This is a genomic window from Mesorhizobium sp. P2_H9, from assembly GCF_056403215.1.
Window position 1 is genome coordinate 100,620 of record NZ_JBFUFX010000005.1, and the last position, 15,661, is coordinate 116,280.

The window sequence follows — 15,661 nt, forward strand, 5'->3', positions numbered from 1 at the left end:
AGGCGGCCAGAATATTCCTGCCGCAGAATCGATTGCTGGAACGCGATCAGCCCCTCAGTTTGCGCTGGCGCCAGGCATCCAGCGTCTCGTCGATAATGCGTTCCGGCACGTTTTCGAGCTCGAACACGGTGTCGATCTCGAGCACGTCAAGCTGGTCGAGAAACTCCGGCGATGCGCCGTGGCGCAGCCGGGCGGCGTCCTTGGTGGTGGTGATGATCCCAAGGCCGTCCTTGCGCGCCGTCGCCGCCAGTTCGGCAAGCTCGTCCTCGCCATAGAAATGATGGTCCGGGAACGGCCGGGCCAGCGCCACGTCGCCCCCGGCGTCGCGGATCGTATCGAAGAATTTGTCGGGGTGGCCGATGCCGGCAAAGGCGAGAAACCGCCGGCCGACAAGCCTTTCCCTGCGGCTTGGCTCGGTATGCGCCTCGAAGATCGCCCGGCCGGCGCGAGCCGCCTGGCGCACGACCGTGTCGGCAGCGGTGCCCTCGCCCATCTTCAGCAGCCCGCTGGTGAAGACCAGCTGGTCGACGATGTTTGCCCTGAGCGGCCCGCCTGGAATGACGCGGCCATTGCCGATGCCGTAACGCGCATCGACCACGACCAGCGCATAATCGATATGGATGCGGGCGCTCTGGAAGCCGTCGTCCATGATCAGGAAATCGCAGCCGTGCTTTTCCATGAGCAGCCTGGCGCCGGCGGCACGGTTCGGCGTCACCGCCACCGGCGCCTGTTCGGCCAGAAGCAGCGGCTCGTCGCCAACATGTTTGGCGGTGTCGTGATGCGGATCGACGACATGCGGCTGCGCAAAGGAGCCGCCATGACCGCGCGACAGGAAACCTGGATTGAGCTGCATGCGTTTGGCCTGCCTGGCCAGCGCGATCGCCACCGGCGTCTTGCCGCTGCCGCCGACGGTGAAATTGCCGACGCAAAGCACTGGCGCGTCGATCTTTTCGCGCACTGCTTGCCGCATGCGGCGGCCGGCAACGAGGGCATAGGCCGCGGACAGCGGCGACAGGGCGAACACACGCCAGTCCGGCTCCTCCCACCAGAAGGGCGGTGCTTCGCTGGACACGCTAGCGCCCGTCGGCGCCCTTCAGGCGCGACTTGACGATCAGCGGCTGGATGTAGGGTTCGAGCGACTTCAGCGTGCGCGCCAGCGCGCCGCGCATCTCATCGACGGTCGCCGCGCCTGCCGCCATCATCTCGTGGCGGGCGACCTCGTTGCTCAACAGGAAATTGACGGCGCCGGCCAACATGTCGCGGTCGCGCACCAGCTTGGCGCCGCCGCTGTCGAGCAGGCGCTGATAGGCTTCGCGAAAATTCTGGACATTGCGGCCGGCGAGCACCGCGGTGTCGAGCATGGCCGGTTCCAGCGGGTTCTGGCCACCCTCCGAGGTCAGCGATCGGCCGACGAAGGCGATTTCCGTCAGCCTGAGATACAGCCCCATCTCGCCGATCGTATCGCCGAGCAGAATATCGGTATCGGCGGTGATCCTGTCGCCCTTGCTGCGCCGCGCGACCTTGAGGCCCAGCCCGGTAATCTGCGCGGCAAGCGCTTCGGCGCGGTCGGGATGGCGCGGGACGACGATCGTCAAAAGACCGTGGTGGCGCTTGTAGAGCGTGGCGTGAACTTCGGCCGCCACCACCTCTTCGCCGTCATGGGTCGAGATCGCCGCCCAGGTTGGGCGGGTGCCGATCTGACGCCGCAGCGTCGACAGCACCCTTTCATCGACCGGCGGCGGATTGGTATCGACCTTGAGATTGCCGGACACGGTGACCGGCCGCGCGCCGAGCGAGCGGAAGCGTTCGCCGTCGACATCGGACTGGGCGACGACATGGGCGAGATTCTCGAACAAGGCCTCGGCGATGTTGGCGCGCTTCTTCCAGGAGGTGAAGGAGCGGTCGGACAGCCTGCCATTGACCAGCACCTGTGGCACGCGCCGCGCCCCGAGTTCCAAGATGGTCATCGGCCAGATCTCCGATTCGGCGATGATCGCCAGGTCTGGCCGCCAGTGGTCGAGAAAACGGCTGACCGCCGGCTTGAGGTCGAGCGGCACATATTGGTGGATGATACGGTCGCCCAGCCGCTCGTCGGCAACCTGCGCCGAGGTGACCGTCCCGGTCGTCAGGACGATGTTGACGCCGTAGTCGAGAATGCTCTCGACCAGCGGCACGACGGCGATGGTCTCGCCGACGCTGGCCGCATGGATCCAGATCACTGGTCCGTCGGGACGCGCGCGCCCGGCGACGCCGTAGCGCTCGCGGCTGCGGCTGCGGTCTTCCTTGCCTTGCGAGGTGCGCCAGGCAACATAAGGTCCGATCACCGGATAGATGGCCGCACCGGCGAAACGGTACGCCGTCAGGAAGGCACGTGCCCAGCGCACGCTCATTGCTTGATATCCACGAGGCGATAGGCCTCGGCGGTCGCGGCGTTGAGCGCGACTGTAAGTTCGAGGCGCTTGCGTTCCATCTCGGCATCGTCGGCGTCAGCGGGCACGAAGATCGGCGTGCCGATGACGATGGACGAGCGGCCGAACGGCAGGTTGATGGTGGTCTTGTCCCAGCTCTTCTCCAGTACCTTGCGGCGGCTGGTGGTGATGGCGACAGGCAGCAGCGGCCGGCCAGAGAGGCGCGCCAGAAGAACGATGCCAAGCCCCGCGTCGCGCGGCGTGCCGTGGGGAATGTCAGCAATCATGGCGACGTTCTTGCCGATGGCGAGCGACTTTTTCAGGGCAATCAGCGCCTTGGCGCCGCCCTTGTCGAGATGTTTGGTGCTTTCGCGCCCGCCGGAACCGCGCACGGCCTCGATGCCGAATTTCTCCAGCATCAGCGCGTTGAGTTCGGCATCGGCACTGCGCGATACCATGGCGACCAGCGGCTTGCGCTTGGGATAATAGGCCGGCGTCAACAAATGCTGGCCGTGCCAGAGCGCGATGATGCCAGGTTCGAACTCGGCATAGGCGCCGCCCGAGAACTGCGCCGATCCTTCGACCACGCGGTTGGTCAGGCCCACCAGTCGCACGAACTGGGTGAGCAGGCTGACAATGACATTCTTGACGAATCGCGACTCTGCCAGCGGCTGGCGAATCCGGCGCCAGAAAGCCTTGGTGGCACGGCTGCCGCCACGGTTCGCGGGGGCGGCCTCATTGGCCGGCCCTTTGACCGCTTCATGATCCATCGAAGTCAACCGGCAGCCTTGCTGTCTGGGTCGAGCAGCCGGTGCAGGTGAACGACGAAATAACGCATGTGGGCATTGTCCACGCTGGCCTGCGCCTTGGCTTTCCACGCGGTGTGCGCGGATTGATAGTCCGGAAAGACACCGACGATGTCGAGCCCATCGAGATCGCGGAACTCGGTTCCACCCAGCTTCTTGAGTTCGCCGCCGAACACCAGGTGTAAAAGCTGCTTCTTTCCGTCTTCCGCGGCCATGTCGGTCCTTCACATATTGTGAGTTTGTGACAGGTCTAGACCAAAGCCGCCGACTTTGGAACCTTCGATCACGCTTCCGTACCGGCAATTACACCGGCAAGCACGGCCAGCAGTTCGCCGCTGCCGGCGGCCAAGGCGCCGTGACGGATGATTTCGCCGGCATAGAGCGGCGCCCGACCGTGCCGGTCGAGCAAGGCGCCACCGGCCTCGCGCAGGATGAGGTCCGCGGCGGCGATGTCCCAGTCATGCGCATTGGGCTTGACGAAGCTCGCATCGAGCGCGCCGGCGGCGATCATCGCCAGCCGGTAGGCCAGTGAGGGAATATGGGACACGCGCTGCATCCGGCTTTGCCATTCAGCCGGCATCTGGTCGAGCAATAGCTTCGGTCCGCCAATTTCGACCATCGCTGCCGGGCGGCGCACGGCAATGCGCTGGCCGTTCAGGAACGCGCCCTGCCCGGGCAGCGCCCAATACGTCTCGTCCCTGGCCGGGCATTCGAGCACGCCGGCAAGCGTGCGGCCATTCTCGACCACCGCGACGCTGACGCACCAGGAGCGAAGGCCTTCGAGGAAGCCGCGCGTGCCGTCGATGGGATCGACGACGAAGGTGCGGCGTGCCGAAAGCCGCACCGGATCGTCGGCTGTTTCCTCCGACAGCCAGCCATAATCGGGCCGTGCGGCAAGCAAGGTCTCGCGCAGATAGGCATCGGCGGCGTGGTCGGCCTCGCTGACCGGCGACGTCCCCTCCTTCATCCACACTTGCGGGTTGTTGCCGAAATAGCGCATGGCGATGAGGCCAGCCTCGCGGGCGGCTTCGCGCAGCACGGCCAAGTCATCAGAGGCCCCGGCCGATATGACCGGGTCACGCACCGGCAAGGGTCATGCCTTCGATGAGAAGCGTGGGTGCCGCGGTGCCGAAATTGCGGTCGAGATCGCTGGCCGGAACCATGTTGAGGAACATGGTCTTCAAATTGGAGGCGATGGTCACTTCGGCAACGGGATAGGCCAGTTCGCCGTTTTCGATCCAGAAGCCGGACGCGCCACGGCTGTATTCGCCGGTCACCATGTCGACGCCCTGGCCGAACACTTCAGTGACGTAGAAGCCCGTAGTCAGCGACTTGATCAGGTCCTCCGGCGACCTTTCACCAGGTTCGATGGCAAGATTGGTCGATGACGGCGAGACGGAGGAGCCGCTGCGCGATCCCCGACCATTGGTGGTCAGCCCCAATTCGCGTGCCGCCGAGGTCGACAGGAACCAGTGGTTCAGCACGCCCTTTTCGACCATGAGCAGCTTTTCGCCCTCGATGCCTTCGCCGTCGAACGGCCGCGAGGCCTGGCCACGGCGCCGCAGCGGTTCGTCGGTGACGGTGATCGCCGCCGAGGCTACCTGCTTGCCCATCATGTCGCGCAGAAAACTGGTCTTGCGCGCCACCGAGGCGCCGTTGATGGCGCCGGCGAGATGGCCGGCAATGCCGCGCGCGACGCGTGGGTCGAACACCACATTGACCGGTCCCGTCGCCGCCTTGCGCGCGCCGAGGCGCCGCACGGCGCGTTCGCCGGCCTTGCGGCCGATCGTTTCCGGCGCATCGAGATCGGAAAAATGCTGGCGCGAGGAATATTCATAGTCGCGCTCCATGCCGGTGCCCTCGCCGGCGATGACGCTGGCCGAGCGCGAAAAGCGCGACGCGACATAGTGGCCGACAAAGCCGTTCGAGGTGGCCAGCACCAGCCCGCCGAGCCCGGCGCTGGCGCCGCTGCCGGCGGAATTGGTGACACCCTTGACGGCAAGAGCCGCGGCCTCCGCGGCCAATGCCGCTTCCTTCAACTGGTCGGTCGACACCTCGGTGGCGTCGAACAGATCGAGGTCGCGCGGCGTGCCAACCAGGAGGGCCGGATCGGCGAGGCCCTGATAAGGATCCTCGGGCGAGACCTTGGCCATGGCCACCGCACGCTCGGCCAGCGCCTTCGGATCCGATGCCGCCGTCGCCGAGACGCTCGCCACCCGCTTGCCGACGAAGACGCGCAGCGAGACATCGTCGCCTTCGGAGGCTTCGGTGCTCTCGACCTTGCCGAGCCGCACCGACACGCCGGCCGAGCGGCCGCGCACCGCAACCGCGTCGGCGGCGTCGGCGCCGGCGCGTTTGGCAGCCTCGACCAGGGCCGCGACGCGGTCGGTCAGTTTGGCTGCGTCGAGCGTATCGGTCATGCGTATGATCCTGTTTTATTCAGCAGGCTTTGGGAGCAGCCGCTGGTGCACCATCTATTGTTCCACTGCTGCTTGTGCAATGGGAGAAGCGGCAATCAAGATGCATTAGCAGCCTGTTTGGAGCATTCGCCATGACGCCTTTCCATCTCGCTTTCCCGGTCCGTGATCTCGATGAAACCCGCGCTTTCTATGGCGAGGTGCTGGGCTGCGCCATCGGCCGCTCGTCGGCGACCTGGGTGGATTTCGATCTTTTCGGCCACCAGATGTCGGCGCATTTGCGGCCGCAGGCTGCTCAGGCTCCCAGCGACGGCAAGGTCGACGGCATCGTCGTACCGATCCCGCATTTCGGCGCTGTGCTGCTGATGGACGAATGGCAGCGGCTGGCCGCACGGCTGGAAGCGCGCGCCGACATCGACTGGCTCGAACGGCCGATGGTGCGCTTCAAGGGCGAACCCGGCGAACAGGCAACGCTGTTCATCCGCGACCCCTCCGGCAATGCGCTGGAATTCAAGGGCTTTCGCTCGCTGGAGCAGATTTTCGCGCATTGAGCTATGCGTTGGCCACCGGCGTCCAGATCACATCCTCGATCTTCTGCGCGCCGGTCGCCAGCATCACCAGCCGGTCGAAACCAAGCGCTGCGCCGCTGGCCTGCGGCATGATGGTCAGCGCATCAAGAAAATCCTCGTCGAGGGGATAGCGCTCGCCATAGACGCGCTCTTTCTCGTCCATCTCGGCGGCAAAGCGCCGGCGCTGCTCGACGGCATCAGTCAGTTCACCGAAGGCGTTGGCGAGTTCGACGCCGCAGCAGTAGAGCTCGAAGCGCTCGGCAACCCTGGGATCATCGGCGCTCGGCCGGGCAAGGGCGGCTTCCGAGATCGGATAGCCGTAGAGGATGGTGGCACGCCCCTGCCCCAGCGACGGTTCGACCTTTTCCACCATCACCCGGCTGAACAGATCGGCCCAGTTGTCATCCGGCGCCGTGCGCAGACCGGCCTTGGTCAAAGCACTATGGAGCGCCGCGCGGTCAGTGCTGCCGTCCGCGGCCACAGTGGCCAGAAGGTCGATGCCGGCGTGGCGCATGAACGCGTCGGCGACGCTCAGCCGCTCCGGTTCGGCGAACGGATCGGCCTCGCGGCCGCGAAAACTGAACCGTTTGGCGCCTGCCCGCTGGGCAGCCAGCGCCAGCAGTTCGGCGCAGTCGCGCATCAGGCTCTCATAGGTTTCACCGACCCGGTACCATTCGAGCATGGTGAATTCGGGATGGTGCAAGGGCCCGCGCTCGCGGTTGCGCCAGACCGCGCCTAGGCTGAAGATGCGCTGCTCGCCGGCGGCAAGCAGCTTCTTGCAGGCGAATTCCGGCGAGGTGTGGAGGTAGAGCGGCTGGCGCGACCCATCCGCCCCGATCGCCTCGGTGGCAAAAGCCGACAAATGCGCCTCGTTGCCGGGCGAGACCTGCAGGGTAGCGGTTTCGACCTCGATGAAATCGCGGTGGGCGAACCAGTCGCGCACGGTGGCCGAAATGGCGTTGCGCAGCAGCAACCGCGGCCGGCGGTCGGCATGAACATGCGGCATCCACCATGGCGAAGCGGTGGTCATGAGCAGCGGATTTGCACGGAGGACTGGCGGATGCGGCCAAGATGCGCTAGGGCGACGGCTTCCGCAGCCGAATTGCGCCGAACAAACGTTCCAGGCCAACAAACTTTAGCAGGATTGAAAACCGTGGTGAAAGTCATCGCCAGTTCGCTCCGCAAGGGCAATGTCGTCGACAAGGACGGCAAGCTTTATGTGATCCTCTTTGCCGAAAACATCCACCCAGGCAAGGGCACGCCGGTGACCCAGCTCGACATGCGCCGCATCGGCGATGGGGTGAAGGTTTCGGAGCGCTACCGCACCACCGAGCAGGTCGAGCGTGCCTATGTCGAGGAACGCGAGCACACCTTCCTCTATCGCGACGGCGAAGGTTTTCATTTCATGAACCCGGAAAGCTACGACCAGGTGGCGGTGTCGGAAGCCGTGGTTGGCGACATGGCGCCTTACCTGCTGGAAGGCATGGCCGTGCAGGTGTCCCAGTTCAATGGCATTGCCATTTCACTGGTGCTGCCGCAGCGCGCCACCTTCGAAGTGGTCGAAACCGAACCGACGACCAAGGGCCAGACGGCCTCGTCGTCCTACAAGCCGGCCGTGCTGTCCAACGGCGTGCGCACCCTGGTGCCGCCGCACATCGCCCCTGGTACCCGCGTGGTGGTGATGACGGCTGACGGCGCCTATGTCGAGCGCGCCAAGGACTGAGAACTGACATCAGGCTACGGACGTGCGTAAAGCTGTCTACGGCGTCCGTCCCTGACCTAGCGCGATCGAAGCTTTCTGCTGCTCGGATGCGATGAGCATTTCGACGAAGGCGGTCACCTTGCGCGGCCGGAAGCGCGCCGCCGGATAGACCGTATGGATGCCTCCGGAGGGCAGCGACCATTCCTTGAGGATTTGGATCAGCCGCCCCGACGCCAGTTCGTCAGCCACCGAGAAATCCGGCAGGATCGCAAGACCGCCCCCGGCTCGAACGGCCTCGAGCACCCCTGGCGTGGTGTCGATGGCTATTCTCGCCTGCATGCGAACAGCGCGCCGCTCGAGGTCTCCGCGCGAAAATTGCCACAGCAGCGGTTCGCGCAGCGCCATGTTGGCGACGAATGGCAGCTTCGCAACATCGTCCGGATCGAGGACCGCCGCAACCCGGTCCGTAAACTCCGGTGCTGCGACCAACAATTGCCGGAAGGAACCGATCCTGCGCGCCTGGAGTGTGGAATCCGTGAGCCAGCCGACGCGAACCGCCATGTCGATCTTGCCGGATGTGAGATCGATCGTGTGGTCGCTCAGCGTCTGCTCCACGCGGCAGGCGGGATAGCGCGCCGCAAACGCGGCGACGACCGGAGCGACCACCGCAGTGCCATAGTCGTTGGGCGCGGTTATCCGCAACGTTCCGGTCGGCTCGATGGCGGCCTGGGCAAGTTCGTCGAAGGCATCCTCCGCCTCGCGCAAGATCATCACACAACGGGCGTGAAACATGATGCCCGCCTCGGTCGGATGGACGCGTCGGGTCGTGCGGACGAGAAGGCTTGCCCCGACATCCTGCTCAAGCTGTGCCACCTGGTGGCTCACCACGGCCTTGGTGATGCCGAGCCGCTCCGCCGCACGGGTGAACGATCCGGTGTCAACGACCGCGGCGAAATAGGTCAATCGATTGAGGTTCATGGGTTTCGATCAAAGCTAGTGGGTTTATTGTCAAATAATAGCATACATTATGTCTTATCCGTCGATCTTCTTCAACCAATCTCCATCTGCCATATCTGGTGCCAGAGGACCCCGGATATGACCGCAACCATCCACATCACCTATCTCTTCGACCCGCTTTGCGGTTGGTGCTATGGCGCCTCCGCGGCCGTCGAAAAACTTGCCGCCAGGCCGGACTTCGTCATCGAGCTCGCGCCGACAGGTCTTTTCGCCGGTGCCGGCGCCCGGCCGATGGACGACGGATTCGCGACCTATGCCTGGACCAATGACCAGCGCATTTCCCGCTTAAGCGGCCAGCCCTTCAGCGAAGCCTATCGGCACGACGTGCTTGGCGACCGCACGCGCCTTTTCGACTCCGGCCCGGCGACGCTGGCGCTCATCGCTGTCGCCGGCACCGCGCCGAACCGGGAGTTCGAAGCGCTGAAAGCCATCCAGCGGGCTCGCTATGTCGACGGCCGCGACATCACCGATATTGCCGTCCTCTCCGATGTGCTGCGCGCGCTCGGCCTGCGGAAGGCCGCCGAACGCCTGGCAACGTCCGATGACAATCTGATTGCCGCCTATCGCCAGCGCATCGAAGCCGCGCGCGTCGAGATGCGCCGCTTTGGCGCCGATGGCGTGCCGGCCCTGATCGAAGGCGTCGCAGAGAGCCGCCGCCTTGTGCCTGGAAATGCGCTCTACGGCAGCCATGACGTTCTCGTCGCCAGGCTGCAAGGCCTGAGCCTGGCCGCCAGCTAGACAGCCCCTCACATCCTCAACCACCACCAAGGAGACAGTCATGTTCACACGGAGAACCATCATGAAAACGACCCTCGCCGCCGGTGCCGCCGCCGTCTTTGCTCCCGCAGGGCTTGGCCATGCTGCCGCAGGACTTGCCTGGAAGCATTTTCCCGCAGGCGAAAACGGCTTCTTCCGCGCTCCGGTTCTGATCTCCGGAGCGACTGAAGCCGTGCTGATCGATAGCGGTTTCACATTCCCCGATGGCAAGGCCGTGGCCGAGGCGATCAAGGCGACGGGCAAGAAGCTCACCACCATCTATGTCAGCCAGTCCGACCCGGACTATTATTTCGGCCTCAAGCCGATCAAGGAGGCTTTCCCCGGCGCGCGCGTGATCGCGGCGTCCGAGACGGTGGCCGCCATCAAGGGCAGCGTCGACAAGAAGCTCGCCGTCTGGGGTCCGCAGCTCAAGGAAAACGGTCCGCAGACGCTCGCCGATGTCGTCATCCCGGAGGTCTTCGACGACAAGACGCTGACCGTCGACGGCGAGACCATTGAGATTGTCAGTGCCGACGGCCTCGCCAACCGGCGCTATCTGTTCGTTCCGTCGCTGAATGCAGTGTTCGGCGGCGTGATGATCTTTGCGGGCGTGCATGTCTGGACCGCCGACACGCCGACCAAGGAACAGCGCGCGGCATGGATTGCCAATCTTGAGAAAATCGCGGCCCGCAAGCCGGCGATCGTGGTTGCCGGCCACATGACGCCGCAGTCCCCTACCGACCTCTCGGGCGTCGAGCACACCAAGACCTACCTCATTGCCTTCGAGGAAGAGCTGGCCAGGGCCAAGGATGCGGCCGCGCTCAAGAGCGCCATGGAAGCCCGCTTCCCCGGCCTCGGCATGGGGGTCGCGCTCGACATCGGCTCCAAGGTTGCCACCGGCGAGATGAAGTGGGGCTGAGATGGGCGCCCATCTCGATCTGATCCGCGCCACCTATGAGGGAGCGTCGGAGGACAACGGCCGCAACCTGCTGGCCGCTCTCGCCCCCGATGCACGGTGGACCGAAGCCGAGGGTTTCCCCTATGCCGGGACCTATGTCGGCGCGGATGCGATCATCGCCGGTGTCTTCCGGCGCCTCGCCACGGAATGGATCGGCTACCGCGCCGACGTTCACACCTATCTCGAAGACGGCGACCGTGTCGCCGCCTTCGGGGTCTACTCCGGCACCTACAAGGCGACGGGCAAGTCGATGCACGCCGCCTTCGCCCATCTCTACGAGATCAGAGATGGAAAGATCGCCAGCATGATGCAGTATGTCGACACAGTCCTGGTCCAGCAGGCGCTGACGCCGGACGCTTGACCGGGTTGCTGTCACCTTGATCAGCCGAGGCAGATATCCGCCGCGCGGTGCGGAGAGCCTCAGCTGAAGCTGGTTTGTAACTCGGGTCCGATGCCCTAAATCTTCAGATGCTGCATCACTCGGGCCGCCGTTCCGTCCGTTACCTCGCCGGCATCGTCGATGCGGCCAAGCTTCAGCACCGCCCAGCTGTCGGCTATGCCAAGCGCGAAGGGCAGATTCTGCTCGACGATCAGGATCGTCGTGCCGTTGGCCCGGCGTTCTTCCTTGAGTGCGGTGGCGATGCGTTCGACGACCGACGGCTGCAGGCCCTCGGAAATCTCGTCGATCAAGAGCAGCTTCGGCTGCAGCATCAGCGCGCGGCCGAGGATCAGCATCTTCTGCTCGCCGCCAGACAGCGTTCCGGCGCGTTGCGACAGGCGCTCCCGCAGGAACGGAAAATGCCCGTAGACCCGCTCCACGGCTTGCGCGAAACCGCGGTCCGAGCGCAGTGCGAGCCGCAGATTGTCGCGCACGCTGAGATCCTGGAACAGGGCCTGCTCCTGCGGCGCATAGCCGACGCCCGATGCGATCAACGAGGCCTGGGAAACGCCTGACATCGACATACCGTCGAGGCGGACGTCGCCCGAACGCAGCGCCACGAAGCCGAGAATGGTTTTGAGCACGGTGGTCTTGCCCATGCCGTTCTTGCCCATCAGCGCAAAGATCTGTCCGGGCGCGATGGCGAGCGACAGCGCCTCGATGATGGCAACTGGCCCATAGCCGCTCGAAACGTTCGACAGCGACAGTTTCGGCACGGTGGTTTTGGCCTCCTCAAGCATGGGCGGCTCCCGAATAGATCGTCCTGACCACTTCGGAATTGACCACCTCGGCGACGCTGCCGTCGAGGACAAGCTTGCCCTGGTGGAGAACGACGATCCTAGTCGAGATGTCGCGGACGAAATCGAGATCGTGCTCGACGAGGATGGCGGCGAAGCCGAGCTCGCCGGTCAGTTTTTGCAGCGTGGCGCCGATGGTGGTGCGCTCGACCTTGGTCAGTCCGGCCGTCGGCTCGTCGAGCAGGATGAGTTTTGGCTCGAGCGCAACGACCATGGCGAGTTCGAGGCTCTGCTTTTGCCCATGCGACAACAGCGACACCGGCTGGCCAAGCATGCGATCGAGCCCGGTAGAACGCAAGATATCGGCGGCGGCTGCCGGCAATCCAAGCGTGGTGGAGCGGCGCAGCAGGCTCGGCGCCTGGCGCGAGGCGCGTGCCATGCGCAGGCAGTCGGCAACGGTCAGGCTGTCGAAGACGCTCGCCACCTGGAACTTGCGGCCCACGCCGAGCGCCACGATTTCGTCCGGTGTCATGCCGTTTATGTCCTGGCCAGCGATGCTGACGCTTCCGGTGGTGGCTTCGGTGCCGTCGCTGAGACAGCGCATCAGCGTCGTCTTGCCGGCGCCATTAGGACCGACGAGGCTGACCAGTTCGCCGGGACGTACGTCGAGGTCGATGCCTTGCAGCACCTGCAGGCTGCCGAAGGATTTGCCGAGACCACGGACGGAGAGCACACGGTTGCCGTCCTCTCTATCATTGCCGGCCCGCGCAACGGCGATGGCTGGGCTGCCGGCTTGGTTGGCTTGCGCGGCATTGCGGCGCGGCAGAACCATTCTGGCCAATTGCGCCAGCCCGTTCGGTAACAGGATGATCATGGCGACGAACAGGGCGCCAACGATGAGATTCCACAGGAAGGGTAGATCGCCCGAAAGCTGGGCGCTGAGGTAGTCAATGCCGATCGCACCCATCACCGGCCCGAAGATGGTGCCGCGGCCGCCAAGGGCCGTCCAGATGACGATCTCTGTGCCGAAGACGAAGCCGGTATTTTCGGGCGCCACCACGCCTGAAGCATTGGCGTAGAGGAAGCCGGCAATGCCCGCGACCCCGGCGAGGATCGTTGTCAGCACGATCTTGAGGCGTTGCGGATTGAGGCCGAGATAGGCGCAGCGCGCCTCATTGTCGCGAATGGCGATGAGCAGCTTGCCGGCATCGGAGCGGGTGAAGACCAGGGCGACGACAGTGGTGACAATCAGGCAGATGCCGGTCAGCCGGAAATAGCCAGGCAGGCCGAGCGGCAGGCCGGAATAGCCGACCAGCCCGCTGCTCGATCCCGTCCATACGCCGCCGGAAAACACCAGCTGCGTCACCACGATCGGCACGACCAGCGAGATCACCGTCGCATAGAGCGGCGTCGAGCCGTGGCCGAACGACAGCCAGCCGACGAAACCGCCAAGCAGCACCGGCACGAGGATCGCCAAGGCAAGCGCCAGTGCCAGAAAGGCGGGCGTCGAGCCGAGATGGCTGAGCACCATGGCGCTGGCGTAGGCGCCGGTGCCGAAGAACGCCGCCTGGCCAAAGGTCAAGATGCCGGTGTAGCCCCACAATATGTCGACGGTCACCGCCAGCATGGCGTAGATCATCGAGCGGGTCAGCACGTTGAGCGTAAAGCGGTCGAACAGCGCTGGCCCGACGATGACGACGACCGCCGTCGCAAGCGCAAGGGCTGCAAACAGCCAGGCCCTCGGCGGGATGGAACGGCTTTCAGGCACGGGCAAATCCCTTCGGGCTGATGCGCAGCACCAGGGCGCACAGGACCGCCACCGTGATGCCGCCGAGAATGGGGCTGACGAAGGTACTGACCAGAACCTGCGCGCCACCGAAGACGAGGCAGGCAATGGCCAGCGTCGAGAAGGACGAGCCGGCGACCATGACCAGCATGAACGAGCCGATCAGCCAGGCGACGCCCATGTTCGGATCGACGCTGGTCAGCGGCGTCAACAGCACGCCGGCCAGCGCCGCCAGTCCGGTGCCGACCATGAAGGTGGCGAGCCGCACGCGCGCCGTGTCGATGCCGAGCGCCCGCGCCAGCATCTCGTTCATGATCACCGCTTGCGCCGACAGGCCGAGCCGCGTGCCTTCGAGCAGGAAGGTGAAGGCGAGCCCTATGATCAGTGCGGCCGCGACGGCGAACAGGCGGTAGAGCGAATAGCCGACGCCAAAGACATCAACCGTGCCCGACAGGAGATTGGGAGTGAACTGCACGTCGCGCCCGAACCACAGCGTGATTAGCTGGCCGATGACGATGCCGAGCCCCCAGGTCGCCAGGATGGCGTCGAGCGGCCGGCGATAGAGCGGCCGCACGATCAGCAGTTCGGTGATGCCGCCAAGGATGGCGCCGACGGCGAAGGCAATCGGCAACGCTGCCCAGGGATTGAGCCCGAGGCCGGCGGTTGCCACCGCGCAGTAGGCGCCGATCGTCAGCCAGGCGCCGTGGGCGAAATTGATGATCTTCAGCACGCCGAAGATCGCAAGCAGGCCGGCGGCAACGATGAACAGGATCGCCGCCGTCGTCACCATGTCCAGGAGTAGCGTCATGGCAGGTCCCCGATGGTGTGGAACGGAGCGGCGTTAGCGCCGCCCCGTTGCGAATAGAGGCGCGATTACAGGTTCGGGCACTGTTGCCCGGGGTCGACGCCTTCGAATTTGTCGACGACGGTCACCGAGCCGTCCGCCTTTACCTGGCCGAGATACATGGTCAGCGGAGCGTGGTGCTGCTTGTTCATCGAGACCGTGCCGCGCGGGCCGGTGAAGGATACCTCGGCAAGTGCTGCGAGCACAGCGGCGGTGTCGGTCGATCCGGCTTTCTCGACCGCGGCCTTGTAGAGGTAGATACCCTCATATTCAGGCACGGAGAGGTCGTTGGGGGTGCGCAGCTCCGCGCCGAACTTCTTCTCGATCGCAGCAAGGAAGCCCTTGTTGGCATCGCTGTCGATGCTGGTGACATAGGAAGCGGAAATGAAGATGCCGGCAGCATCCGCGCCCATGCTCTTGGCGGTTCCCTCATCCACAGCAAGATTGCCATAGGGGATGGTGACACCGGCACCGCGCAGCTGCTTGGTCAAGGTGACGTTCGGCGCGCCGCCGGCCGTCGAGGTGATCACCGCATCGGCGCCGGAGCTCTTCAGATTGGAGATGATCGCCGTCCAGTCGCTGCCTTCCATCGGCAGATATTCCTCGCCCACGACGCTGGCGCCGGACTTCTCGATATAGGCCTTGGCGAATTCCAGCATGCCGCGGCCGAATGAATAATCCGAGCCGATCAGGAAGAACTTCTTGGCGCCTTGCGTCTTGATGAAATTGTCGACGATCGGCGGCACCTGCTGCTCGGGCACCCAGGCATTGACGAACAGATTGGCATTGCAGGATTTGCCCTCGTAGAACGAGGTGTAGATGTAGGGGATATCACCCTTCGAGATGATCGGCAGGCCGGCATTGCGCGCAGCACTCGTCTCCATGGTGATGACCGCGTTGACCTCCTTCTGGAAAACAAGCGAATCGAAGGCTTTTTGCGCACCAGCGGCGCCTGAGGCGTCGTCGGCGATCTCGAGGGAAAGCTGCCGTCCCAGCACGCCGCCGGCGGCGTTGATTTCGGCGACCGCCAGTTCCGCCGATTGCACGACCGACGGCGCCACGACGCTGTTGGCGCCGGACAGACCGACCGGGATGCCGATCTTGATCGGACCATCCGCGGCGAAAGCGGCGCTGGTCAGGGCGGCGCTGGCGAAGGCAAGGATCACTGCTCTGTTCTTCATGGTATTCCCCTTTCTCTGGTTGATCTTAGCGGGTGGTGCCG

At 64.8% G+C, this 15,661-nt stretch carries 17 protein-coding genes; 5 read left to right on the forward strand and 12 right to left on the reverse strand.

Going from position 1 to position 15,661, the window contains the following annotated elements; all coding sequences use genetic code 11:
* Positions 1–46 precede the first annotated feature (46 nt).
* From lpxK to AC1DXN_RS10725, 6 genes are all read right to left on the reverse strand, one after another.
* Positions 47–1,072: a tetraacyldisaccharide 4'-kinase gene (lpxK, locus tag AC1DXN_RS10700; RefSeq protein WP_477273527.1), complete on the reverse strand. Its 1,026-nt coding sequence runs from the start codon at positions 1,070–1,072 to the stop codon at positions 47–49.
* Position 1,073: 1 nt separating this feature from the next.
* A complete protein-coding gene (gene waaA, locus AC1DXN_RS10705) occupies positions 1,074–2,390 on the reverse strand; it encodes a lipid IV(A) 3-deoxy-D-manno-octulosonic acid transferase (RefSeq protein WP_477242704.1) in 1,317 nt (438 codons plus the stop codon).
* Positions 2,387–3,178 carry a lysophospholipid acyltransferase family protein gene (locus AC1DXN_RS10710; RefSeq protein WP_477242703.1) on the reverse strand — a complete coding sequence of 264 codons (792 nt, stop codon included), beginning with the start codon at positions 3,176–3,178 and terminating at the stop codon, positions 2,387–2,389. The genes waaA and AC1DXN_RS10710 overlap by 4 nt, the downstream gene beginning before the upstream one ends.
* A gap of 5 nt (positions 3,179–3,183) precedes the next feature.
* Positions 3,184–3,429 carry a DUF4170 domain-containing protein gene (locus tag AC1DXN_RS10715; RefSeq protein WP_477242702.1) on the reverse strand — a complete coding sequence of 82 codons (246 nt, stop codon included), beginning with the start codon at positions 3,427–3,429 and terminating at the stop codon, positions 3,184–3,186.
* A 68-nt stretch (positions 3,430–3,497) separates the two neighbouring features.
* Positions 3,498–4,304, reverse strand: coding sequence for a 3'(2'),5'-bisphosphate nucleotidase CysQ (locus AC1DXN_RS10720; protein WP_477273529.1), 807 nt, complete (start codon positions 4,302–4,304; stop codon positions 3,498–3,500).
* Positions 4,291–5,634, reverse strand: a complete 1,344-nt coding sequence (locus AC1DXN_RS10725) for a TldD/PmbA family protein (protein WP_477273531.1) — start codon at positions 5,632–5,634, stop codon at positions 4,291–4,293. The genes AC1DXN_RS10720 and AC1DXN_RS10725 overlap by 14 nt, the downstream gene beginning before the upstream one ends.
* A 131-nt stretch (positions 5,635–5,765) precedes the next feature.
* On the opposite strand from AC1DXN_RS10725, the gene AC1DXN_RS10730 reads away from it, so the two are divergent.
* Complete coding sequence (locus tag AC1DXN_RS10730; protein WP_477273533.1) at positions 5,766–6,182, forward strand: VOC family protein; 417 nt, start codon at positions 5,766–5,768, stop codon at positions 6,180–6,182.
* A gap of 1 nt (position 6,183) precedes the next feature.
* Here the strand turns inward: AC1DXN_RS10730 and epmA are convergent, their stop codons facing one another.
* Positions 6,184–7,230, reverse strand: a complete 1,047-nt coding sequence (epmA, locus tag AC1DXN_RS10735; protein ID WP_477273535.1) for an EF-P lysine aminoacylase EpmA — start codon at positions 7,228–7,230, stop codon at positions 6,184–6,186.
* Positions 7,231–7,353: 123 nt separating this feature from the next.
* On the opposite strand from epmA, the gene efp reads away from it, so the two are divergent.
* On the forward strand, positions 7,354–7,923 hold the full coding sequence (gene efp, locus AC1DXN_RS10740; protein ID WP_027038615.1) for an elongation factor P: 570 nt from the start codon (positions 7,354–7,356) through the stop codon (positions 7,921–7,923).
* A 36-nt stretch (positions 7,924–7,959) separates the two neighbouring features.
* Here the strand turns inward: efp and AC1DXN_RS10745 are convergent, their stop codons facing one another.
* Positions 7,960–8,880: a LysR family transcriptional regulator gene (locus AC1DXN_RS10745; protein WP_477242697.1), complete on the reverse strand. Its 921-nt coding sequence runs from the start codon at positions 8,878–8,880 to the stop codon at positions 7,960–7,962.
* A 117-nt stretch (positions 8,881–8,997) separates the two neighbouring features.
* Here AC1DXN_RS10745 and AC1DXN_RS10750 point away from each other — a divergent pair, with 117 nt between their 5' ends.
* Genes AC1DXN_RS10750 through AC1DXN_RS10760 form a run of 3 tightly spaced genes read left to right on the forward strand, consistent with a single transcriptional unit; the run spans position 8,998 to position 10,994 of the window.
* Complete coding sequence (locus AC1DXN_RS10750; RefSeq protein WP_477273537.1) at positions 8,998–9,657, forward strand: DsbA family protein; 660 nt, start codon at positions 8,998–9,000, stop codon at positions 9,655–9,657.
* A gap of 40 nt (positions 9,658–9,697) precedes the next feature.
* Positions 9,698–10,594 (forward strand): MBL fold metallo-hydrolase, encoded by an 897-nt coding sequence (locus tag AC1DXN_RS10755; RefSeq protein ID WP_477273539.1) that lies wholly within the window; start codon positions 9,698–9,700, stop codon positions 10,592–10,594.
* Position 10,595: 1 nt separating this feature from the next.
* Positions 10,596–10,994 (forward strand): nuclear transport factor 2 family protein, encoded by a 399-nt coding sequence (locus AC1DXN_RS10760; RefSeq protein ID WP_477273541.1) that lies wholly within the window; start codon positions 10,596–10,598, stop codon positions 10,992–10,994.
* 95 nt (positions 10,995–11,089) lie between these two features.
* Here AC1DXN_RS10760 and AC1DXN_RS10765 read toward each other — a convergent pair whose 3' ends face one another.
* From AC1DXN_RS10765 to AC1DXN_RS10780, 4 genes are all read right to left on the reverse strand, one after another.
* On the reverse strand, positions 11,090–11,812 hold the full coding sequence (locus AC1DXN_RS10765; protein ID WP_477273543.1) for an ABC transporter ATP-binding protein: 723 nt from the start codon (positions 11,810–11,812) through the stop codon (positions 11,090–11,092).
* A complete protein-coding gene (locus tag AC1DXN_RS10770; RefSeq protein WP_477242692.1) occupies positions 11,805–13,583 on the reverse strand; it encodes a branched-chain amino acid ABC transporter ATP-binding protein/permease in 1,779 nt (592 codons plus the stop codon). The genes AC1DXN_RS10765 and AC1DXN_RS10770 overlap by 8 nt, the downstream gene beginning before the upstream one ends.
* A complete protein-coding gene (locus AC1DXN_RS10775) occupies positions 13,570–14,403 on the reverse strand; it encodes a branched-chain amino acid ABC transporter permease (RefSeq protein ID WP_477242691.1) in 834 nt (277 codons plus the stop codon). Before AC1DXN_RS10775 ends, AC1DXN_RS10770 begins: the two co-directional genes overlap by 14 nt.
* A gap of 65 nt (positions 14,404–14,468) precedes the next feature.
* Positions 14,469–15,620 carry a substrate-binding protein gene (locus AC1DXN_RS10780; protein WP_477242690.1) on the reverse strand — a complete coding sequence of 384 codons (1,152 nt, stop codon included), beginning with the start codon at positions 15,618–15,620 and terminating at the stop codon, positions 14,469–14,471.
* Positions 15,621–15,661 lie beyond the last annotated feature (41 nt).

Bases quoted from the DNA above. Each gene is read 5' to 3' on its own strand.
- AC1DXN_RS10755 (WP_477273539.1), top strand. From the start codon at position 9,698: ATGTTCACACGGAGAACCATCATGAAAACGACCCTCGCCGCCGGTGCC.
- epmA (WP_477273535.1), bottom strand. From the start codon at position 7,230: ATGACCACCGCTTCGCCATGGTGGATGCCGCATGTTCATGCCGACCGC.
- AC1DXN_RS10765 (WP_477273543.1), bottom strand. From the start codon at position 11,812: ATGCTTGAGGAGGCCAAAACCACCGTGCCGAAACTGTCGCTGTCGAAC.
- AC1DXN_RS10710 (WP_477242703.1), bottom strand. From the start codon at position 3,178: ATGGATCATGAAGCGGTCAAAGGGCCGGCCAATGAGGCCGCCCCCGCG.
- AC1DXN_RS10725 (WP_477273531.1), bottom strand. From the start codon at position 5,634: ATGACCGATACGCTCGACGCAGCCAAACTGACCGACCGCGTCGCGGCC.
- waaA (WP_477242704.1), bottom strand. From the start codon at position 2,390: ATGAGCGTGCGCTGGGCACGTGCCTTCCTGACGGCGTACCGTTTCGCC.
- AC1DXN_RS10780 (WP_477242690.1), bottom strand. From the start codon at position 15,620: ATGAAGAACAGAGCAGTGATCCTTGCCTTCGCCAGCGCCGCCCTGACC.
- AC1DXN_RS10760 (WP_477273541.1), top strand. From the start codon at position 10,596: ATGGGCGCCCATCTCGATCTGATCCGCGCCACCTATGAGGGAGCGTCG.
- AC1DXN_RS10745 (WP_477242697.1), bottom strand. From the start codon at position 8,880: ATGAACCTCAATCGATTGACCTATTTCGCCGCGGTCGTTGACACCGGA.
- AC1DXN_RS10730 (WP_477273533.1), top strand. From the start codon at position 5,766: ATGACGCCTTTCCATCTCGCTTTCCCGGTCCGTGATCTCGATGAAACC.
- AC1DXN_RS10775 (WP_477242691.1), bottom strand. From the start codon at position 14,403: ATGACGCTACTCCTGGACATGGTGACGACGGCGGCGATCCTGTTCATC.
- AC1DXN_RS10715 (WP_477242702.1), bottom strand. From the start codon at position 3,429: ATGGCCGCGGAAGACGGAAAGAAGCAGCTTTTACACCTGGTGTTCGGC.
- AC1DXN_RS10750 (WP_477273537.1), top strand. From the start codon at position 8,998: ATGACCGCAACCATCCACATCACCTATCTCTTCGACCCGCTTTGCGGT.